Source organism: Enterococcus sp. HMSC061C05, assembly GCF_001814765.1.
In the GTDB taxonomy this organism is placed as follows: Bacteria; Bacillota; Bacilli; order Lactobacillales; family Enterococcaceae; genus Enterococcus_B; species Enterococcus_B lactis.
In genome coordinates this window covers 157,457-179,354 of sequence record NZ_KV817725.1, presented here as the reverse complement: position 1 = coordinate 179,354, position 21,898 = coordinate 157,457, and the positions used below count along the sequence as shown (strand labels likewise).

Below are 21,898 nucleotides of genomic sequence, written 5' to 3'. Positions count from 1 at the left end.
ATTTTAAAATCATTTCATGTAAAATGTAAGACGAAAATATGTTCGGAGGTAAAAACATGAAAACCCCGCTAACCATCGAAATAGAATCCTCATTATACCAATATTGCATCGAGCAGGGCGGCTTAGTCGTAGAAGAAGTCACGATGCCTGATGACCAAGGAATTGTAGATACGCTTAGCTGCTTGACAAAATTTGATGGAAGCCGAGAATGGCGATGCTATGAGCTGAAAGTGACAAAAGCAGATTTTCGTTCTACAGCCAAACTGTCATTTGTCGGGCATTATAATTATTTTGTTTTGCCAAGTAAACTATATGAAGAAGTGAAAACAGAGATCCCTACAGGAATAGGTGTACTAGTATATCGCCCGTACACGATCGAAGAGGAAATGCCTGCATCTGGTACATTTATGATTGCGAAAAAAGCAGCAAAGAAGGAGCTTGCTGTACCGGAAGAAGCTTTGACAAACCGTTTTATGGCTTCTTTATTCAGAGAAGTAAGAAAAGCAAAGCAAATGGAGCGAGGCGTAAAATATTTTCCAACAGATCAATTGTACAAAGAATTGAAAAGACGTTCAGAAAACCAAGATCCATTTTCTAACGAACGATATTATGAACGGTTTTTAGAGGAAATAGCTAGTCAGGCAATCAATGAGTTGCAAGAAGAAGTTGCTGCGCTTCAACATGATTATGAATACTTAAGGCAACAACAGCAGATCCGGCGGTTGCCCACAGAGCCATTGGAGTGAAAAATATGTACTATCCTTATTTAAGAGGAAAACAATTTGACCTATTAGCATTAAAAGAAGCATTGTCGCGAGGACTGCTCTCCAATAAAATCCATCCGGTGATCGAACCAGTACGTGATTCCGCTACGCTTAAAAACGTGATCGAATTATTTCAAAAAAAGCACCATCCAATCGCTGTGATCCAAAATCCCCAAGTAGGACAATTCAAATTATTCGATCAGCATGTGCACAGTTGGACAGTCAAGGAACATAGCTCTGTCGTCTCTGCACAGATTTTAACGCCAGAAAATCTTAACGACGTACTGGATTCACCTCCAACGTTTCTGATTTTCGATGGACAACACTACCCAAAAGACGCAGAGGTATGGAAACAGCTGGCAGGAGTCGATTCGAAATTCTTGATACCAGATGCTAGCCGCTTTCGCATCTGGCTGCCCGAAAACAAAATTGTGATCCGTGACTCTTTTCAAACGAGAAAGCATGTTGAAAGTTATGCAGATAAAACGGACGACTTTTTTAGCGATGACTATCTTTTTTTCCACGAAGACGGATATAGTGGATTTTCTGATTTCACGATCGAAGGCAGCCGTTATTTCGATAAAGGGTTTCCTAGCCGAGCGCTTGCTATCCATCTAACGTATATCGATGCTTACGGTAATATCCGCGTAAAGCATTTTGTCTCTGACAGTAATGATTCCGCTAAAGATCAAGCATTGAAGTTTCTTGAAGCAGGAGATAAAATGAAAAAATGGATCATGCGTCACCATCATCAGCTCTTAATCACTTCAGGAATGATTGAATTACTGGCTCTCTACCAGCAACAAAAATTTCCAGGACTCGGAGTATTGAAAAAATGGTCGCTAATGCATCATTTGGAACTTATCAGTCAACTACTGGATCATCCAAAAGATTGGCTTAGAAGTTATTCAAAAGTTCCTGAACTGTATGAAGTGATCCAAAATTAGAGAATATAAATGAAAAAGAAACAGAAAAGAGGTAACTGGATGTGTATATTCGGCTAACAAGAAAAGAAGAAGTAGAAGAAGTGGTAAAAATTATTGATGCTGCAGCGGAATTTATTGCTTCGCAAGGCTCTCCCCAATGGCAGAACGGGCAGAAACCAACAAAAGAAACGATTTTGAACGATATTGAAAGAAAAGAAAGCTATGTATTAATAGTCGAAGATCAAATTGTTGGAACAGCTGCATTAGTCTCAGGCGTGGATCCCGTTTACACAAAAATAGATGGTAGTTGGAAAGAATCAACTGGTCCTTATTTATCGATTCATCGTGTTGCTTTAGCAGAAAGTACTCGAGGAAAAAAACTAGCAAAACCGTTCTTAGAACATTTGTTGACGATTGCAGCCAGCAAAGATATTCAAGATGTCCGTATCGATACTTATCCAGCTAATGAACCGATGGAAAAGACCATCTATTCTGCTGGATTCACTTATCAAGGGATGATTGAATTCCCTTTTGAACATGGTGAAAGAAAAGCGTATCAAAAAATAATCAAGTGAGTATAAAAGCATCTTCACAAGGATGAAGACTTAATAATACGAAAAACAACTAGCTGATCGCTAAGAGGGTGGGACAGTAGTGGTGAGCTTCAAGAAATAATTTTCGAAGAAGCTACTTCTGAAACACCGTTCAACGAGAGGTCGTGACACCATTTTTGTCGCGGCCTCTCAGCTTATCTTATGGATATTTTGTTAATCTGTTTCTATCAATAATCCTTTTTTTATTTTATCTGCTGCTTCTTGGAACGCTCCATCGTTTGACACGACTAAAAGTGTGGGAATAGCTGCCAACCGTTTCAGTTGAGCTAAGTCTTCCGCATAAACTGCCATTCTGGCCGAAATCTGTTCGGGTGAATCTCCACGCTTTTTCAGGTGCGATTGTAATGTTTCTTTAGAAATCGTAATAAAGATCGGACGGACTACCGTGCCAAAATACTCGTATAAATGCCAAAAACCATTTGCCGTCAAAACGGCATAACAATTTCCTTCCTTCAGTTTTTTGGTAATCTCTGCTTTGCTGGAACCATATTTATGTTGAGCATATTGATCCCACTCTGCAAATTCGTCTCGCTTGATCATCTGATTGAATGTATCGTCAGATACAAAATAATAATCCTCTTGATCTTTTTCTCCAGGTCTTGGTGATCGATTCGTGTAAGTAATGATCTTTTGTTCCGGCTGAAAAACAGCTTCTGCGAGTGAAGTTTTCCCAGAACCAGAAGGACCGATAAACACATAGCAATAATTCATCATCATTTCTCCTTTGATATTTGAGCAACTGAAAAAGCTTTGGAAATATTTCCAAAGCTTTTGAAAGCAACATTGCTTTTTTGTTTATTATACCAGTAATCCAGTCACAATAGCACTTAAAAAGCTGACTAAAGTCGCTGTTAACAAGATCTTCAACCCATGTTTTGCAACAAGATTTCCTTTTTCTTCGTTTAACCCCTTCATCGCACCGGAAATGATCCCGATAGAAGAGAAGTTGGCAAATGAAACAAGGAAAACAGATATGATCGCTGTTGTGCGTTCAGTAAACTGGAAATGACCGTTAGCTAATTCTGTCATAGCAACAAATTCATTTGTAACCAATTTAGTCGCCATGATACTACCAGCATCCACTGCTTCTTTCCATGGGATTCCACTGATGAAGGCAAGAGGGGCAAAGATATAACCTAAGATTTCTTGGAAAGTAATACCGAATATCCCGTGAAAGATAGCATTGATCATGGCAATCAAGGCAACGAATCCGATAAGCATAGCAGCAACCGTGATTGCCACATGGAAACCATCAAGAATGTATTCTCCCAACATTTGGAAAAAGGTCTGTTCTTTGTTTTCTTCAATAATTAGTTCGTCTTCTTTTTCTTCTAATACATAGGGATTCACAATCGAAGCCAGAATATATCCGCCAAATAAATTCAAAACAAGGGCAGTGATCACATATTTAGAATCGATTAGTGCCATATAAGATCCGACGATTGACATAGAAACTGTAGACATAGCCGAGACACTCATGGTGAATAAACGTTTCTCAGATAAGAAAGGTAATTCCTTCTTTATGGAAATAAATACTTCCGATTGCCCTAAAATAGCAGAAGCTACTCCATTGTAGGATTCTAATTTGCCCATTCCGTTGATTTTGCTTAACCCAAGACCAACGGCTTTCATAAACAATGGAAGAATTTTGATGTAACGTAAAATCCCGATAATAGCAGAAATAAATACGATTGGCATCAATACGGAAAGAAAGAAAGGTGCACTTCCTTTATTTGCTACACCGGCAAAAACAAAGTCAACACCCTGCCCAGCAAAAGCAAGAAGATGATCAAACATTTTTGCCAATACAGAAACAACCGCTGTACCAAAAGTTGTACGTAATAATACGAAACCAAGAACAAGCTGTAAAACGAACATCACAATTAGTGGTTTCAATTTGATTGCTTTTTTGTTGCTACTAATCAAATAAGCAAGACCTAATGTGACAAATAAACCAATAATACCTAATAAATAACTCAAATAATCACTCCTATTCCAAATTCCGTTTTATTTTACCTGTTTTGTAAATAAAATACTAATCTTTAGTGAAATTTTCATTACTTTTTTAGAGTAAAACGCATTCATTTTCCATTAGAATACAAAGCAACCAAAATAAATTGAAAAAACAGATAAAAGACGCTAAAAAAACTGATATTCCATTGTTTTTTTTACTTTCCAAAAGACTATTAAAGGACTAATTAAGAGGTTTTTGATAATTAATGGGTATGAAATATATTTTCTGATGTATGAAGGAAGTCGTTATGAAAAAAATTTTTTTATTATCGGCAGTATTCTTGTAGGAATTAAATGTTTTTCTATTCTAAAAAAAATAAAATGACAGATATTTAGTGTTTCCGTTAAAAAAATGATGGGTTTCAGATAGGAGACAAGATTACTGTTTACTATGGAGGAGGAATTTTAGAGGTATCTCCTGCAGAATTTCAACAGGTCCTAAGAATAGAGGAGGAAAGTCGGAAATGAATAAACAAATAAAGACATTATTGATAGCGTCAATGTTATTTATGCTATTAAAAAAAGAAAACGAAACTATTGTTTAAGCTAATGCTAATAGTTTCGTTTTCAAACTTTATAAGTAAACTTTTTCTATTGGTAGTATAGATTTTCTGAAGGGTAGACAGGTGCGCAAGTAATATCGATTCCTAGTTTTTTCAATGTTTGTTCATCATTTTTATTGACCATCACAGTGGAGTGGGCTTGCGCTCCCTCAAGTTCAGCTAGTTTATCATAAGCAACTTGAGCGATTGGATTCGTTACTGCACTGATTGATAAAGCGATCAAGACCTCATTGATGCTTAGTGCATCCAAAGAGGAATGAAGTGTCTTTGACTTCAATCCTTGTATTGTTTCAAGAACTAATGGTGATAATAAAGGAATGTCATCTGCAATATGCGCTAAATGTTTTACTGCATTTAAGATGACTGCCGCTGACGCATCCATCAATGAGCTTGTACGTCCGGTAATAATGACTTCGTCTGGTAATTCGATGGCAATCACAGCAGAAGGATCTTTTGTAGGACTTTGTGCTTGAATTTTATCTGCATAATCATGGGCAGGAACGACAACGTTTCGGTCTTCAGGGCGTAATCCGACTTCTTCCATAATCAGTTTGATTCGATTAACTGCTTCTTCGTCAATCAATCCTTTTTTGAAGTCACACTCTGTTTGGAAATAGCGGCGGATGATTTCTTGTTTAGAAGCTTCTTGGACAACCGCATCATCCACGATACCAAATCCTACACGATTCACACCCATGTCAGTAGGAGATTGATAAACAGATTCTTTACCAGTAATTTTTTCAATAATACGTTTGATTACAGGGAAGGTTTCAACATCTCGATTATAATTTACAGCTACTTTATTGTAGGCGTCAAAGTGGAAGGAATCGATCATATTGACATCCTTCAAATCGACTGTGGCTGCTTCATAGGCAATGTTCAATGGATGTTTCAACGGAACGTTCCATACTGGAAAAGTTTCGAACTTGGAGTAACCAGCCGCATGTCCTTTTTGGCTTTCATGATACAGTTGGTTCAAACAAGTAGCGAGTTTTCCGCTTCCTGGTCCAGGAGCTGTCACTACAACGATTGGTTTAGTTGTTTCAATGTATTCGTTTTTCCCAAACCCATCTTCTGAAACGATTTTTTCTACGTTGACTGGATAGTCTTCGATTTCTGAATGTTTATAGACTTTGATATTTCGTCTTTCTAGTTTATTGATAAAGACTTTCGTGGCAGGCTGGCCGCTATAGCGAGTGATAACGACACTGTTGATCAATAATCCATAACCACGTAATTCATCAATCAGCCGCAAGATATCCATATCATAAGTAATCCCATAATCACCGCGGATCTTATTACGTTCAATGTCTCCGGCATAGACGCAAATCAGTATTTCAGCCTGATCTTTTAATTTTTGTAGCAGTTTGATTTTCGCATCTTCTTCAAATCCTGGAAGTACACGTTTTGCATGTTTGTCATCCACTAGCTTTCCACCAAATTCCAAATATAATTTATCATAGTGGTTCACTCGTTCCAAAATATACGCGGACTGCTCTTCAATATATTTCTCTGAATCAAAACCAATTTTTTTCACTGGGTTCCCTCCTTAAGTACTAAAGCATTTTTTCATTTTTTTTTGGATTCGTCAACTGGAAGAGCAAAATTCCTCAAAAAAACAAAGAAAATGGTTTAAACCAACTTGTCTATATAGTTATTCATTGGTATGATAGTTTTTGATAAGGAAGGTGCTACATGAAAAAAAGACAGAAAAAGAAAAACGCATATAAACACTATATCCGTTCGATTTTTACCGGTTATGAAAAAATGCTTGAAGATCCCGAATTAGAACAATTGACGTTTACTTATTTAAACGAAGAAACGCAACTAACTCGTGATGACCATCAGCGCATTCATTTCACAACAAGAGATCTGCCTAGTAAATAAAAGAATATGATAAAAGTCATTGTATTCGATTCTGTCCTATCAGATGAATCAGATATCAAAGACTAGTTGATCGAAAAAAAGGCTGTGCCAAATTTTGGTGCAGCCTGTTTTATGGAGCATTGCCCGCTCTTTTTTATAACAATTTTTTACAGAAAATGGTACTATTGAAGTATTAATAAGTGAAAATCAGATGAGTAAGAGGAGGCAAGTAGTATGAAAGAGCCAGATACAAACACAAATTATGAGCAAGGCGAACTAGAGGAGACGAGCACGAATCAGGATACAGCAAAAGAATCGTCTTCTTTTTATGATATCAAAGAAAAAGCAAGCATGAATCTTTCCCAATTATTAGAAGATTTACAGGCTTTTGAAAAAGCTGTCCGCGAAGAAGATATTCCTGAGATCTACCGTTTGTACAACGGCCGATTGAACGAAGAATTAAAACGAAGCTCAAATGAAAATCACGAGATTGACCAATTGCTGATGCGTAAGATCCATGATCGTTTTTTGCAAGAATTTCCTTTTATGGAACAAGTAGAAAGCATCTCACCAACGATGAGCTATTACAAAATCGGCACTTATTACCATGATCGCCCTACAATTGGTATCGATGCAAGTTTGCCAGAAATTTTTGTTTTGCCTAGGATCGATGAAGAGTGGGAGAAATATTCCCAACCGGAGACAACGGACTATGACAAAAAAATCAATGAGCTAGACGCGAAGGTGATCACAGCCCAGACAGAGATCGAACGTCTAGACGAACAGATAAAAGAAATCAATCGGCAGATGACTGATTTGGACGATAATAAAGGATTCTTGAATCGTAAGAAAATCGAGGAAGAAATTCAAGAATTAGAGAAGAAGAAGCAAGTGCTATCTAATGAAAAATTAGGCTGGCTTCCTTATATCGAGACACCTGAAACAATCCAGCAGCAAAAAGAAGCATTGAAACAAGAAGCAAGAGCGGACCAACTTCGCGCAGCCATCGTAGAAAAAGAGCAACGGCAAATCAGTCGCTATTTCGGTAGCAAAGAGGGGTTTGGTCAAGCAATCCATGAATTCTTGATGAATTATCTTGGTAATGAAAATCCTAATAATCAATCTAATGAAGGAGGTTCCGAGTATGAATGAACACGATGAAGCAGAATGGACAAAAAATGAAGCACAGACAGAAGATCATGAAGAAACGAACACTTCATTAGAGGAACAAACAAGTAAGCCACTGGATGACACAGAAGAAGTCCCTATGCCAGAAGAAACAAAAATCCATGAAAAAGAAAAAGTAACTCCGACGAATACGGATACTTCAGAAAACACGCATGCTTATGAAGTATCTGAAAATCCCGGGTATTTAGAAGGAAAAGAGCAAGATCATCAAGATATCGTCAGTTTGATTGAAACAGCGGAAGCAGAATTAGCGGATTTACGTATGAGAAAATATTTGATTGAATCAGATTTTCCCGAATTATTAGAATCATATGACCGCTTTATATTGAATGAAGAACCGATCTCAACGATTGGAAAGACAAGTCTGATCGAATACTTCACATATGAATTACTGAAACCGTTGAATGATATTGGTCTGGAACGATCAAATTCAGCTTATGACACATGGAAAACAAGACATTTCTCTATCAATTATACGTTGAATGGACAAAACGAATTAGTCTTTTCCTTTGTATTACCGACCATCGATCAACGATACCAAGTGGAATCGATGAGTCTTCTAAATGTATCACCAGAGACGATGGAAATCGATGTCCAAGATGATCGAGTGCTTTCTTTGATCCGATACTGGTCAGTTGATCGAGTATTCTCAGCAGGACAGATCACGATTTTCAATCACAAATTGAATCAATTATTAGCCCACGCTAGAACACTTGGTTTTACAGTTAATCAGACACTACTAGACAATACGAAGCCACTTCGTTTGAACCTTCAGAGCGAATTTGAATTGACGAATGAAGTATTGGATGATATTTTTATCGTGGCGATGAAAAATCCATCCTATGATATGGAAAAGATCAACGAAACTACTTATCAAGTACGATTAGATAAAGGACAGTCTTTAACGATAGCAACAAACGAAAAAGATCAAACGGTCTTGTCGATCTCATCTGGAGATTACCCACGATCCGTCATTGATTTCTTTATCAATTACGAATTCTTGGTTCCGTTAATGGTGAGAAAGTCCTGATTGGATAAGTTGGATTACCAGAGGTCATTCAGATAATTCTGTTCCAAAGGACTTGCGGCAGTTATCCAGAATAATTGTCACAAGTCTTTTCTGTATGTACTGAATGAACGTGAATCATCTGCTGGTGAAGGAGGAGTTACATCAAGAATGTCCACAAATAAAATCGCCCAGCTTAGCTTATTGTCTGCTGCTTGTGTAGCAGGTAGGATCGCTTTTCAATTTATTCCGAATTTCCAGCCAATGACTGCTATTTTTTTGTTTATAGTTCTTTACTTAAGCTTGAAAGATGCGCTAATTGTCATGAGTCTTTCTATCGCAATCAGCAGTTTTTATTTTGGTGTGGGTCCATGGGTCTTCGGTCAGTGGCTCAGCTATACCGTCGTTCTGGCGTTGTTTTCAATTTTCTGCTCGAGAAGAACAATCCGAAGGTATCTCTGGTTAAAAGGAACCTGCTTTTTTCTAGCAGGTATAGTTTATGGAATAGGGATGACTGTTTTCGATACGCTGCTCTATCATTTACCTCAACCTTGGGTCTATTACCTTCAAGGGGTGTCGTTTGATCTGATGCACAGTATAGGTAATGTTGTGTTCTTCCTTGTTTTTCTGCCAGTCGTCAAACGTTTTTACAATCATTCAGGAGGAAAAAATGAAAAAAATAATTTATAGTCTGCTTGCAATGAGTGTCAGTGTACTCATGTTGACAAGTTGTAGTACAACCAACACACCATCGGCTTCCAACCAAAAGGAGGAAGTAAAAACATCGCAAAAAGCAACGATCACGTTACAAGAAAATGGTCAAAACTTTTTGAAAAAAGAAGTGACTTTCAAAAAAGGAGAAACTTTGCTGACTATTTTGAAACAAAATTTTGAAGTCGAGGAAAATGATGGCTTCATCACTTCGCTTGAAGGGCATTCTCAGGATGAAAAGAATCAAACCTATTGGATGTTTACTGTGGATGGGAAAAGTGCTACTACTGGGGCAAAAGAGATCGAATTGAACAATGGACAATCGGTCATTTTCAATTTATCTAAACTATAAGTTTCATAAAAACTGTTAAAGGGCGGATATTGCCGCACTTTAGCCAGTTCACTTGATGAAAGAAGGAAAAGAATATGGAAAATTTTAAAAAAAGCGGAATGTTTTCCGTAATTGCTGCTCTAGGGGCTAATATTCTAGTCGCTATCAGCAAATTTGTCGGCTATGCAATCAGTGGCAGTGCCGCCATGCTGAATGAAAGCATCCATAGTATCGTTGATTGTAGTAATCAGATTTTGCTGCTATTTGGCGATAAACAAGCTAATAAAGGTCAGAGCGACTTGCATCAATTTGGTGAAGGTCGAGCAAAATACTTTTTTAGTACGATCGTCGCAATGATGCTTTTCTTCGGTGGGGGAGCACTAGGGGTGATGGAAGCTTTTGAAAAATTGACGCATCCATCCCATGAAGTTGGTAATCCAATCATTGTCATTGCCATTTTGTTATTTGGTTTGGTAATCGAAGGAAGTTCTTTGCGTGTCGCAATGAAGGAAATCAAAGAATTGAATACTGAAAATCTTTCCACGATGCGCTTTTTGCGCGAAAGTCGACATAGTGAAATACTGATTATATTTACGGAAGACTTGTGTGCTGTAATCGGTTTGGTCTTGGCTTTAGCGGGAACAATCTTGACTTATGCAACCGGGATTGCTGCATTTGATGCTATCAGCGGATTACTGATCGGTTTCTTACTGATGGGAGCTGCGATTTTCCTAGCAAAAGAATTTTATAGTCTGATCATTGGTGAAAGTGTGACAGCAAGCGATTTATCAAAAATCAAGTTAGCCTTTGAACGACCTGAGATCAGTCGGCTAATTGATATCAAAACCGTTCATTTAAGTCCAACGGAAATTTTAGTCGCTGCAAAAGCAGATATTGTTGGAAACAAAGAAAATGAAACGTATTCGATCATCAATGATATTGAAAAAAATATGCGTCAGTCTCTTCCTGACAAGAAGATGTATATATACATTGAAACAGATAAATATGACCCAAATTATTCTCACAAATAAAACGTATGTTCATGAATTGAAGCAAAAATGAGAAAAATATAATCTTGTTTTTAAATAAAACGGCTACAATTTAGCGAATTTATGTTACAATGAGTCCGCTGTTTATTTGTTGTAATTAAAGGAGATATTTTAATGAACAAAAAGAAAAGTGCGCCATGGCTTCAAGCTTTGCATGCAGTGATGCCGCTTTGTATAAGCTATATACCAGTGGGATTAGCTTGCGGAGTATTGTTGCAAAAAGTTGGATTTGATCCTCTCTTATCAGGGCTGTTATCGATTCTGGTCTTTTCCGGCGGCGCGCAGTTTTTAGTTGCATCTATGCTTACGACGCAAGCATCATTTGCAACGACATTATTGATGGTTTTCTTTTTAGAATTACGCTATACATTATTAGGAGCAAGTCTTGCCGGTTTTATGAAAAAAGAAAAGCGGACGTTTTTAGCTGTCTTTTCTCAATCCCTGAATGATGAAAACTATGCGGTGAACTACTTAAAGTTCTCAACTGACCCCTCTTGGAACAAAAGAAAGGCTTTATATGTCAATTGGTTCTCAATGGCTGCATGGGCCGGTAGCAACATGATCGGTAATTTTTTTGGCTCGGTGATTCGAGTAGATGCTGACCTTGTCCATTTTGCTTTGACTGCTATGTTCATATTTATGTTTGTCATGCAAATGAAAAACGCACTACTGATCTTTACAGGTTTGTTTTCAGGTGTATTAGGGGTGATCTTCATGGTATTATTCCAAAACACATTCGGCTTGATTGCAGCTACTGTTATTGCTTCATTTGCCGGATTTATGTTGGAGAAGGCATTTAAAAAAGAAAAAGCCAAGAAACTAAGGGATCGCGGCAAAGATGTCAATGAACCGCTCTTCAACTTCCCGGAACAGGAGGCCAACCATCATGACTAAACTATATTTGCTGTTTTTAGTTGCTTGTCTGTTCATCGTTGCGTATATTCCGCGCTTGTTCCCGATGCTTTATTTTACTCATCGAAAAGTGCCATCTTGGTTTAGTGACTGGATGAAGTATGTACCAGTAGCATTGTTTGCGGCGTTAGCTTTCAAAGATGTCTTCATTACTCATGAACATCTGGATATTGCTTGGAATATCAAAATAGCTGCAATGATTCTAGTAGCAGGTGTGGCTTACAAAACACGTTCGATGGCATTGTCAGTTTTGACAGGACTTGCGTCTGTCTTTTTACTGTCCATGCTTTAAACTGTTTTATTCCCTAAAAAAACAGAGATTGCGACATAAGTTGTTCAAACTGATCTATCCAAACTGCATTTGCATCAGCCAATTGTGGATGCAAGTTCATTTATTCGGAGAAAAAGATTAGTGTTGACTTATGATGCAAGCTCTTTTTTGTTTTAAGAATTAAAGAGGGATTTGTCCTTCTATGTTTTTTTGCTATAATAGGGAAGATGTTTATTTTATGAAAGAATAGTTGAGGGAAATTAGATGAATAAAAAATTGATGCAAGGAACATTTTGGCTAACCTTTGCTAATCTTCTATGTAAAGTTTTAGGGGTAGTCTATTTGATTCCCTGGCTAAGTATGATGGGGAACAATCAAGATGGTATGCTTGCTACGACATTATACAATGTTGGCTATCTTCCATATGGATTGTTCCTGATGCTTGGTACAGTCGGATTTCCAAATGCGATTGCAAAAAAAGTAGCTGTAGCAACAAAAGAAGGAGATAACGCTGCTTGTCGGCTGATTTTTCGAAGTACGATCAATATCATGTTCGTCATCGGTATCGCCTCTGCTGCGTTGATGTATTTATTTGCTCCTTTATTAGCCGGAATCAGTCCAATCGCTAACGTTAACAACGGGATACTAGCTATCCGAAGTTTATGCCCATCTTTGGTTGCTATCCCGATTTTGAGTGCAATGAGAGGATACTTCCAAGGGAAAAACGATTTACGACCTTATGGAACTTCTTTGATTATTGAACAAGCTGTACGAGTGATCGTTATCTTGGCTGGTACTTATTACTTGCGCGTATTGACTGACGGAACCATATTAGAAGCTGTATTGATCAGTACAGTTGCTTCTTTCTTTGGTGGATTAGCTGCGATTATCCATATGTATATCGTCGGACGCAGAAAAGACTTCTTTGAACTTAAAGACTTTTTGATTTCCAGCCGTTACTTCGAAAGAGAAAACCGATCTGCCTCTGTCTCTATCATTCGGGAAACACTACCGTTCATTTTTGTCGGCTCCGTCATTACTATCGTTCAAATGATCGACCAAGTAACGATGAAACCACTGCTTCACTTTTTCCGTCCAGAGATTGCAGATCAGCAACTGGAATTCTTATTCAGTCGTGCTTCTGTTAATCCAAACAAACTGACATTGATCCTGATTTCCATGGTAGGAACAGTTGCTATAAGTAGTTTGCCAATACTAAGCACAATGAAGAAAAAAGATCGTTTACAAATCGAAAAGACAGTAGGAGACAGTTTTTCGATTGCGTTATTGATCCTTCTTCCTTCATTGACCGGGATGTCTTTATTAGCTGGTCCATTATACACATTGTTTTTTGGTTATGATCCTGAAAGTGTTGGTTATTTCCAAATGGCTTTGTTAGCTTCTTTGTTTTTCTCTTTATTCACGATTCTGTCTACGATGCTTCAATCTCTGAACCACCATCGTTTTGCGATTCGACTAACTGTAGAAGCAATTATCCTGAAAGTCATCTTCCAAGTAATCGGACTAGGTCTAGTTGGCGGATACGGGATGAGCTTATCAAATGGCTTGGCATTCGGCATCGTCTTTGTTCGTGGTTATCACTTTATGTGCAAAGAATACCGAATAGCACCTTTAGCAAAAATCAGCAGTTTTTTCTTAAAAACTTTCCGATCTACCTTGATTATGCTTGCGGTATGTTTTATCATTTTCTTTTTGCTGAATCAGCGATTGTCAATGGAATCAAAAAGTTATGCAATGGTTTATTGTGTGGCTTTAGGAAGTATTGGGGGTTTAGTATTTTTATTTTCTCAATTCGGAAAAAATGGGTTCCGAATGTTGAAAAATGTTAAACATCGTAGCGGAAGCAAAGAATAGGCTAACTAGTCGTCTTTTTGCTGTCGCTAGAAAAACGGCAACTCGTATGATTACGCTTGTCGTTTTTCTATTTTCCAATTTTAGTTTCATATCTAATCTTACTTATGATATAGTTATGAGGTCTGGAAAAATTCTTTGAAACGAGGAAATTAAACACATGAAACTTGCAGTAGTTACAGATAGTTCGGCGTATCTGCCGGAACGTATCAAGAACCATCCCGACTTATTCGTGATTCCAATCCCTTTGATTATGGATGGGAAAATTTATAACGAAGGAATCGATATCGAAGCGGATGAATATTATGGACTTTTAAAAAACAGTAAAGATTTTCCTACTACTTCACAACCTGTCGTAGGGGAAGTTTTGGCTTTATATGAGGAATTGAAAGAGAAAGGGTATGACACGATTTTAAGTATCCATCTTTCTTCAGGTATTTCTGGTTTCGTCAACACCTTATTTGCGATGAAAGACGATATCAGTGGAGTAACGGTCATTCCTTATGACTCTAAGATCACTAGTATGCCGATGGGACATATGGTAGAAGCTGCCTTAGACTTAAATGATGAAGGTCAGCCCCTTGATGAGATACTTGCGCATGTCGATCGAATTCGAGATAATACTTACGCTTATCTAATTGTAGATGATTTGAACAATTTAGTACGGGGAGGGCGATTGACCAATGGCGCTGCACTGATTGGTAGCCTATTGAAAATCAAACCGATCCTGACATTTTCTGAAGGAAAAATTGTTTTATTCGAAAAAATCCGTTCAAGTAAAAAAGCATTTGCTCGGGCTGAAGAAATCATTGGCAAAAGAAATAACGAAATACAACCGCCAGTCAAACTTTACGTGATACATGCAAACAATTTAGAAGTAGCGATTGCGGAAAAAGAGAAATTGCAGAAAAAATATCCAAATGCAGAAATCGAAGTTGGTCATTTTGGACCAGTCATTGGTACACATTTAGGCGAAAAAGCCATCGGCATCGCCATTTCAGCGCAATAATTCCTTTTATTCAAAAAACATACCAAAAATATTCTACATCATCTTGCTCTTTATTCACGCGATAAATGAACGTGCAGAAGAGCAAGATGATGTTTTTATGTGTTTCTAACAAACAGGCTCTTTTTCTTTGCATTTCTCTCTTCAGTCATTTATAATGTCGCATATAGTTTAGTAAATTAGTAAACTACTGATTTACTAGTTTACTAAAAATAGAAAGACGAGGAGTTAAAATCATGGAAATACCTACAAATTTAAAACATAAACCAGTGCTCGTTGTAGAAGACTACGATAAAGTTGATGGAAGAAATGCATTGAATACGGACGCAAAAGGTCTTTCTTTGGGTCTCGCTCAATGGAATGACCGTGGAAAAGTCGACATATCAGGCAAAGTATGGCGACATACTGGAGAAAAATGGTCTCGACAATCAGAAGAATTACCAATTACACGTATTTTAGATTTAGCGATCTTAGCTGCACAAGGAAGTTTATACTTTCAAGATGCTTATCGTTATGAAAAATTCTATGATCCAGAAAATCCAGTTGTGGACATCATTGGTTTGCAGGGAAACCGGATGACAGTCGAGGTAGATACCAAAAATCCAAAGATCGATGAAGACATTATTTTGTATTACGATACACTACAAAAAGACGGAGAACTGATTGGGGAACGATTCCGTATTTTAAAACGTCTTTTAGATGAGTTAGGATATTAATAGACAGAGATGATCAAAAGGGGAAGAGAAGCATGGAGAATTTCTCACTAACAGAAAACCGGACCTTTTCACGGCTAGAAAAGCAAATGATCTGGAAGAAACCGAAAAGCCATCGGACAAGTGCAGAAGAGTGGCGGATCGCCTCTGAAATCAAAGAAAATTGGCAAGATCCTGAAATGAAAATCAGTAACGTTCTTTTAGAAGGAGACGCCGGATCGGGTAAGACACAGTTAGCAAAAGCACTATCTGCTGATTTGCAACTTCCCTATACAAAAGTGACATGTTTTGCAGATATGGACAAATCAGATGTGTTCGGCGCCTTATTACCTGTAGTAGATTCCGATAAAGAACAAGACCAAGAATTGCTGGAAGCTATTTACCAAACAGATACACTTGAAGCTGTACTGACACTGATCCAGAACCATTACGGCATTGATTCTTTTTCTGCCAAAGAAAAATTAGCAGAGTTAGTTCAAAGAATCGAAGCCGATTATCCAGATGCAATCCATTATAGTTATTATCCTTCTGAAATCGTTCGAGCGATCGAAAAAGGATATCTATTAGAGATCCAAGAGCCGACTGTCATCCGTGATGCTTCTGTTCTTGTGGCACTTAACTCAGCGCTCGAACCCAATGGGATGTTGAATTTGCCAACAGGAATCATTCGTCGCCATCCAGATTGTATTATTGTCATTACCACAAATCGAAACTATCAAGGAAATCGACCCTTAAATGAATCCTTAAGAGATCGGATGCAGCATGCGGAAAAAATGGATCTTCCTGCCTTAGAAGTCATGGCAGAACGTGCGATGGCGAAAACCCAGATTCAAAATCAAGAACTCCTTATGAAGATGGCAGAGATTATCCGTTTATTGGATGAAACTGCAAAAGCAAATGCCATCAAAGGTGTAGCAGGAATGCGTTCGTATTTTTATTGGGCGAATACCTATAAGCAAGGACAAGATTTACTCCAGTCGATTTATCCAAAAGTTTTGTATAAATTATCCACTGATCCAGATGAATTGGCGATCCTTGAGCAAGCTTTGTCTGAGAGTGGATTGCTATTGGAACTTCAAGACATTTTGAGAAAAGAAAAATGGGGCGATCCTCAAATAGAACCTCAATCTGAGCATGCAAAAGGAAGAACTATCAGCGCCGAAGAAGCAAACGAACGAAACATCACTGAAGATGCTGAAGAAACTTTGCGCTTAGATGAAAAGAAACAACTGTCTGCTGAAGAACCAAATGTGGAAGAAGAGAGACTAGAGAAAACAACAGAAAAAAACGAGATGCCTCCTCAAATGCAAAAAGAACGCAGGAGCGATATCGAAGGGAAAAATCAGAAGGAACAACAAACAGAAGAGGATTCCCAAGAAATGTCTGCCTCTGACATGGAAACACATGATAAGGAAATCAAGAAGCAATTAAATAAAGAAGCGCGGCAAATCATGAAGGAAACGATTCATGAAAAAGAAGGTCTCATCGTTCACCGACCAGCTTTCCAAGGAAAAACGCAAGAAGCACGTGAGCTACAAATGCAAGTCATGCCGATAGTAGAATCACTTAGCCGACAAATTTTAGAATTACTGGATAATGAACAAACAGAGACGTACCAAAAGGGAAAATATGAAGGACAGCGGTTTAACGCCAGCAGAGTAGCATATGGTGATTTGAGAAATTTTGACAAAAAGAACCCGCCACATGAGCAACCTTCCTTAGCAGTAGCTGTGCGGATCGATGAATCTGGATCAATGATACGGGATGATCGGATCGAAGCGGCAAAAAAAGCAGCGATCGCCATTGCCGAATTTGCTAAGAAAGTCGATATCCCCTTGTTGATTTACGGGGATACAGCAGACCGTTCAGCAAGAGAAAAGACTTCTTTGTTTTCTTATAAAGAATTTGAAGACGGGTTTCAATGGTTAAATGAAAAATTAGTCACTATGAAACCAAGACAAAACAATCGTGATGGAGCGGCACTTCGTTTAGCAGCGGAAAAATTAAACAGACAATCCGCCACAACCAAACTGTTGCTTAATATTAGTGACGGTCAGCCAAAGGCGTTGCCAGATTATACTGGCAAAAAAGCAAAAGAGGACATCCAGTCTGTTTTGAAAGAATACGAGCGTCAAGGCATATTATTTGTTTCCGCAGCTATTGGTCAAGACAAAGAAGAGATCAAGTCGATCTACGGTGAAAGCCGTTTTGTAGATATTACTGACCTAAATGAATTTCCCAAGCAAATGATTCAATTGATTGCCCGTTATCTATGATAAAATAAAGCTCAACGAACGCACTTAGCAGATTCGTTGAGCTTTTCGTTTCTAGTTACCGGTAACAAGGATACTTCTAAAATAGAATCGGTTATAATCAAGAGGGACCGTTAAAGGAGTGAAACGATATGATACAAGAACAAAAATGGTGGAAAGAAGCAGTAGGCTATCAAATCTATCCGGCCAGTTTCAAAGATAGCAACGGCGATGGACAAGGAGATATCAATGGGATCCGCGAAAAACTTGGATACTTGAAAGATCTTGGCATCGGATTTATCTGGATCAATCCAATCTATCAATCTCCATTTATCGATAATGGTTATGACGTAAGTGACTATCAAGACATAGAAAAGCGATTCGGAACGATGGAAGATTTTGATTTATTGCTGAAAGAAGCACATGAACTAGGAATCAAAGTCATTATGGATCTTGTCATCAACCACAGTTCGGATCAGCATCAATGGTTTGAAGAATCGAAGAAATCCAAAGAAAGTCCTTATCGAGATTATTACATTTGGGTCGATGGAGTAGATGGCAAAGAACCAAATAATTGGACATCGATTTTCGGCGGCTCTGCTTGGGAATATTCTCACGAAACTGGACAGTATTATCTGCATGTCTTTGCGAAAGAACAACCAGACTTAAATTGGGAAAGTGAGAAATTGAAAGAAGAACTATTCAATATGATTCGATGGTGGCTAGATAAAGGGATAGACGGATTTCGCTTAGATGCGATTTCTCATGTAAAAAAAGATGAATATTCAGTAAAAGCCACAGAGAACCCTTTTTCACCCTTTCAAAATGTCTCGGGAATCGAAGAACATTTGACTGATTTAAAACATGTTTTCGAAGAGTACGATATCATGACAGTCGGAGAAGCAAGCGGCGTCACTGCAGAAGAAGGGCCGGAATGGGTAGGAAAAGACGGTTATTTCGATATGATATTTGAATTCGATCATATCCATATTTGGCAGCAAGAAAAAGAAGGGCAATTAGACGTCCTTAAGTTAAAACATGCATTAAGTGCTTGGCAAACTTCCCTAGATGGTATCGGATGGAACGCTTTATATATGGAAAACCATGATGTTCCTCGTGCCGTTTCTGTGTTCGGAGATACCCGTCCCGAATTTTGGGCTATGTCTGCAAAAGCAATCGCTATGATGTATTTCTTTTTGCAAGGAACACCATTTATTTATCAAGGACAAGAAATCGGAATGACGAATATGCCTTTTGAATCGATCGATCAAGTTGATGCAGTGGATTCGAAAAGACTTTATGAAAGGCTTCTTGCGGAAGGTAAGACAAGAGAAGAAGCATTGGATATTATTCGTGAAACCACCAGAGACAATAGCAGAACACCCATGCAATGGACTTCAGAAGAATATGCTGGCTTTTCTACACAGGAGCCTTGGATGATCACTAATCCAAATACCAAAACGATCAATGTAGAACAACAAGAACATGAACCGGATTCGATCTTGCAATTCTATAAGAACATGATCCGCATTAGACAAATCAATAAAGGCCTGATATACGGTTCTTTTAAAGAATATCTTCATGAACATCCACAACTATATGTCTATGAAAGAGATTTAGAAGATGAACAGTATCTTATTATGGTAAACTTGACAGAATCATTTGCTGACTATGAACTCCCAAAAGAAGCAGATCAGTCATGGACATTACTCTTGTCAAATTCTTCTAACGGAAACTTTGAAAAAAAAGGAACACTAGCACCTTATGAAGCTTGTCTGTATAAAACAAACAATTAAAAAACTTCCTCGTTAAAGTTCAATAGTTGGACTTTCCGAGGAAGTTTTTCTGATTTACCCATCTTAATAATTTGCTCTAGGACCACCGATATATTTAGGACGAGAGCGAAGGGCTGTCACATGGGCTTGTCCCAAGGTTTTCAAACGAGGTCTGACAGGCACTTGGACATGTTTGATATGCATACCAATCGAAGTGTCACCGATATCGATGCCGGCTTGCCCAATTACATGCTCTACTTCGACAGGATCATTGAACTGCTCAAAAGCAGCAACAGAACAAGCACCTCCAGCATGTAATGCAGGAATAACAGAGACGATTTCGAATTTTTTTGCTTCTGCCACTGTTCGTTCTACCACCAATGCTCGATTCAGATGTTCGCAACCTTGGACAGCTAACGCAATTTCTTTAGGATCTAATAGCTCTTTTAACGTACGAATGATCCACTGACCAACTTCCGCACTGGAATTTTTTCCAATATGTCCACCGACGACTTCGCTTGTGCTGCACCCTAAAACAAAGAGATCTCCTTTTTTCAGGTGTGCCTCAGCCAATACGTCATTAACTATTTCAGTCAATTGAACTTTCAATTCTTTTTCTGACAACTTCATTCTCTAAAACCTTCTTTTCAATTAATATTGCTTCCGTGCTTGAATACGTTGAAGACTTGCAGTTATAGGAAAGGCAAGGCCCATACCGATAAGATTTTGAAAGATATTCCCTGGGATAGAAGCCACTCCAGCCGGCCAATCATACAAAATCCAACCGGCGATACCATAGCCGACGATCATAACTAAGCTTCCTAAAAAAAGACCAAATAGCCACATGCGAGTAGAAGATTTACTGAAAGATCCGGCAACATATCCTTGTAATCCGTGAATCACTAATGAAAAAATAGCCCATTGCGGATACCCTGAAATCAAATCGATTAATAGTCCACTGGAAGCACCGACAACTAATCCACCCATTGGACCATAAAGAAAAGAAGCAGTATAGATTCCAGCCTCACATAATGTCACAAAACCGTTCGTAGCCGGCACAGGGATCAAAATAGTTAATGAAAGTGCAACGGTCAACGCAATCAGCATCGCATAGATTGTTAGTTGTTTAGTTTTCATTTATCGTTCCTCCTTTTTGGATACCGCCAGACCAGACGCTTCCCGTATGATCATTCATCAGCACACCATTGGAAATACAATGGGCAACAAATTGTTTACTTTCTGCTACGGCTTTTGAAACATCTAATCCTAATACAAGATTCGCTGTTATTGCAGAAGAAAAGGCACAACCGGCACCATTTACTGTTGGGGTGTCGACTTTTTTCTGAGAAAACACCTCATGATGGTCAACTGAATAGAGAAGATCCACAGCTTGTTCGCCAGCCATCCTTGTGCCGCCTTTTATTACAATTTTCTTTGCTCCTGAAGCAGTGAGCTCTTTAGCGAGATGGATCATTTCTATCAACGAAGAGGGGAGAGCTTGACCAGAAAGTAAAGCAGCTTCTGCCAAATTAGGCGTAATCATCGTAACAAGTGGAAAAAGTTCTTCGATGAGCTGTGAAATATACAATTGATTGATCACAGTTTCAGTTTCTTTGAATGCCAAAACAGGGTCTAAGATGATTGGGATATTTTGTTTTGCTTTTATGAAGTCTCGAACAACCATGATTGCTTCACTTGAATTTAATAACCCGATCTTGATTCCATCTAATGTAGTCATTTGATCAATTGAAGCCAACTGTCGTTCAAGCAACTCTGAAGGAATAGATTCCAAGATAAATCGCCCATTCGTATCTAGTACCCCTATAGATGTCAGAGCGCTTAGCCCGAATAGACCAAAATCTTCAAAAGTTTTTAAGTCAGTTTGGATTCCTCCGCCAGCAAATGGATCAGAACCACCAATCGTCAAGATTCTTTTCATAACATTTCCCTCCATGAATAAGAGTATAACGAAATTTTCAAAAAAGAAAAACAGCCAATTGGCATATTTTTATCTCATCCAATTTTCAAAAGAAGCGAAAAGGGAATGTGACAAAAATCGTGTCACA

22 protein-coding genes are annotated in these 21,898 nt (G+C 38.2%); 16 read left to right on the top strand and 6 right to left on the bottom strand.

Features of this window, described 5'->3' with window-relative positions; translation table 11 throughout:
* Positions 1-56 precede the first annotated feature (56 nt).
* From HMPREF2988_RS02275 to HMPREF2988_RS02265, 3 genes are read left to right on the top strand one after another with little or no spacing between them, the layout of a single operon-like run.
* Positions 57-746, top strand: coding sequence for a hypothetical protein (locus tag HMPREF2988_RS02275; RefSeq protein WP_002290743.1), 690 nt, complete (start codon positions 57-59; stop codon positions 744-746).
* Positions 747-751: 5 nt separating this feature from the next.
* Complete coding sequence (locus HMPREF2988_RS02270) at positions 752-1,711, top strand: sce7725 family protein (RefSeq protein ID WP_070769915.1); 960 nt, start codon at positions 752-754, stop codon at positions 1,709-1,711.
* A gap of 41 nt (positions 1,712-1,752) precedes the next feature.
* Positions 1,753-2,265, top strand: a complete 513-nt coding sequence (locus HMPREF2988_RS02265) for a GNAT family N-acetyltransferase (RefSeq protein WP_002335053.1) — start codon at positions 1,753-1,755, stop codon at positions 2,263-2,265.
* Positions 2,266-2,457: 192 nt separating this feature from the next.
* On the opposite strand, the gene HMPREF2988_RS02260 is transcribed toward HMPREF2988_RS02265, so the two are convergent.
* The 3 genes from HMPREF2988_RS02260 to HMPREF2988_RS02250 all read right to left on the bottom strand — a co-directional run bounded on the left by HMPREF2988_RS02260 (position 2,458) and on the right by HMPREF2988_RS02250 (position 6,417).
* Positions 2,458-3,015 (bottom strand): guanylate kinase, encoded by a 558-nt coding sequence (locus tag HMPREF2988_RS02260; RefSeq protein ID WP_070769914.1) that lies wholly within the window; start codon positions 3,013-3,015, stop codon positions 2,458-2,460.
* An 87-nt stretch (positions 3,016-3,102) separates the two neighbouring features.
* Entirely contained in the window at positions 3,103-4,284 is a 1,182-nt protein-coding gene (locus HMPREF2988_RS02255; RefSeq protein ID WP_070769913.1) for a NupC/NupG family nucleoside CNT transporter, read from the bottom strand.
* A gap of 624 nt (positions 4,285-4,908) precedes the next feature.
* Complete coding sequence (locus HMPREF2988_RS02250; protein WP_002290758.1) at positions 4,909-6,417, bottom strand: DUF1846 domain-containing protein; 1,509 nt, start codon at positions 6,415-6,417, stop codon at positions 4,909-4,911.
* A 158-nt stretch (positions 6,418-6,575) separates the two neighbouring features.
* Between HMPREF2988_RS02250 and HMPREF2988_RS02245 the strand changes: the two genes are divergently transcribed.
* The 13 genes from HMPREF2988_RS02245 to HMPREF2988_RS02185 all read left to right on the top strand — a co-directional run bounded on the left by HMPREF2988_RS02245 (position 6,576) and on the right by HMPREF2988_RS02185 (position 19,853).
* Positions 6,576-6,767: a hypothetical protein gene (locus HMPREF2988_RS02245; RefSeq protein WP_002290760.1), complete on the top strand. Its 192-nt coding sequence runs from the start codon at positions 6,576-6,578 to the stop codon at positions 6,765-6,767.
* Positions 6,768-6,980: 213 nt separating this feature from the next.
* Positions 6,981-7,898 (top strand): coiled-coil domain-containing protein, encoded by a 918-nt coding sequence (locus HMPREF2988_RS02240; RefSeq protein WP_002290761.1) that lies wholly within the window; start codon positions 6,981-6,983, stop codon positions 7,896-7,898.
* The gene (locus HMPREF2988_RS02235) at positions 7,891-8,964 is read left to right on the top strand and encodes a hypothetical protein (RefSeq protein WP_002290763.1); all 1,074 of its coding nucleotides are present in this window, start codon (positions 7,891-7,893) and stop codon (positions 8,962-8,964) included. Before HMPREF2988_RS02240 ends, HMPREF2988_RS02235 begins: the two co-directional genes overlap by 8 nt.
* Positions 8,965-9,111: 147 nt before the next feature.
* Positions 9,112-9,630 carry a hypothetical protein gene (locus HMPREF2988_RS02230; RefSeq protein ID WP_070769912.1) on the top strand — a complete coding sequence of 173 codons (519 nt, stop codon included), beginning with the start codon at positions 9,112-9,114 and terminating at the stop codon, positions 9,628-9,630.
* A complete protein-coding gene (locus HMPREF2988_RS02225; protein ID WP_070769911.1) occupies positions 9,611-10,003 on the top strand; it encodes a DUF4430 domain-containing protein in 393 nt (130 codons plus the stop codon). Before HMPREF2988_RS02230 ends, HMPREF2988_RS02225 begins: the two co-directional genes overlap by 20 nt.
* 74 nt (positions 10,004-10,077) lie before the next feature.
* Complete coding sequence (locus HMPREF2988_RS02220; RefSeq protein WP_002290766.1) at positions 10,078-11,013, top strand: cation diffusion facilitator family transporter; 936 nt, start codon at positions 10,078-10,080, stop codon at positions 11,011-11,013.
* Positions 11,014-11,145: 132 nt separating this feature from the next.
* Positions 11,146-11,925: an AzlC family ABC transporter permease gene (locus HMPREF2988_RS02215; protein WP_002306712.1), complete on the top strand. Its 780-nt coding sequence runs from the start codon at positions 11,146-11,148 to the stop codon at positions 11,923-11,925.
* A complete protein-coding gene (locus tag HMPREF2988_RS02210) occupies positions 11,918-12,235 on the top strand; it encodes an AzlD domain-containing protein (protein WP_002290769.1) in 318 nt (105 codons plus the stop codon). Before HMPREF2988_RS02215 ends, HMPREF2988_RS02210 begins: the two co-directional genes overlap by 8 nt.
* 243 nt (positions 12,236-12,478) lie before the next feature.
* Positions 12,479-14,089 carry a polysaccharide biosynthesis protein gene (locus HMPREF2988_RS02205; protein WP_002329213.1) on the top strand — a complete coding sequence of 537 codons (1,611 nt, stop codon included), beginning with the start codon at positions 12,479-12,481 and terminating at the stop codon, positions 14,087-14,089.
* 157 nt (positions 14,090-14,246) lie between these two features.
* The gene (locus tag HMPREF2988_RS02200) at positions 14,247-15,095 is read left to right on the top strand and encodes a DegV family protein (protein WP_002290771.1); all 849 of its coding nucleotides are present in this window, start codon (positions 14,247-14,249) and stop codon (positions 15,093-15,095) included.
* A gap of 233 nt (positions 15,096-15,328) precedes the next feature.
* Positions 15,329-15,808, top strand: coding sequence for a DUF6530 family protein (locus HMPREF2988_RS02195; protein WP_002290778.1), 480 nt, complete (start codon positions 15,329-15,331; stop codon positions 15,806-15,808).
* A 32-nt stretch (positions 15,809-15,840) separates the two neighbouring features.
* On the top strand, positions 15,841-18,081 hold the full coding sequence (locus tag HMPREF2988_RS02190; RefSeq protein ID WP_070769910.1) for an AAA family ATPase: 2,241 nt from the start codon (positions 15,841-15,843) through the stop codon (positions 18,079-18,081).
* Positions 18,082-18,209: 128 nt separating this feature from the next.
* A complete protein-coding gene (locus HMPREF2988_RS02185; RefSeq protein WP_002290782.1) occupies positions 18,210-19,853 on the top strand; it encodes a glycoside hydrolase family 13 protein in 1,644 nt (547 codons plus the stop codon).
* A gap of 63 nt (positions 19,854-19,916) precedes the next feature.
* Here HMPREF2988_RS02185 and HMPREF2988_RS02180 read toward each other — a convergent pair whose 3' ends face one another.
* From HMPREF2988_RS02180 to HMPREF2988_RS02170, 3 genes are read right to left on the bottom strand one after another with little or no spacing between them, the layout of a single operon-like run.
* Positions 19,917-20,462 (bottom strand): TIGR01440 family protein, encoded by a 546-nt coding sequence (locus HMPREF2988_RS02180; protein ID WP_002290783.1) that lies wholly within the window; start codon positions 20,460-20,462, stop codon positions 19,917-19,919.
* Between the two features lie 21 nt (positions 20,463-20,483).
* A complete protein-coding gene (locus HMPREF2988_RS02175) occupies positions 20,484-20,969 on the bottom strand; it encodes an ECF transporter S component (RefSeq protein WP_002290784.1) in 486 nt (161 codons plus the stop codon).
* Positions 20,959-21,771: a hydroxymethylpyrimidine/phosphomethylpyrimidine kinase gene (locus HMPREF2988_RS02170; protein WP_070769909.1), complete on the bottom strand. Its 813-nt coding sequence runs from the start codon at positions 21,769-21,771 to the stop codon at positions 20,959-20,961. The genes HMPREF2988_RS02175 and HMPREF2988_RS02170 overlap by 11 nt, the downstream gene beginning before the upstream one ends.
* Positions 21,772-21,898: the final 127 nt, after the last annotated feature.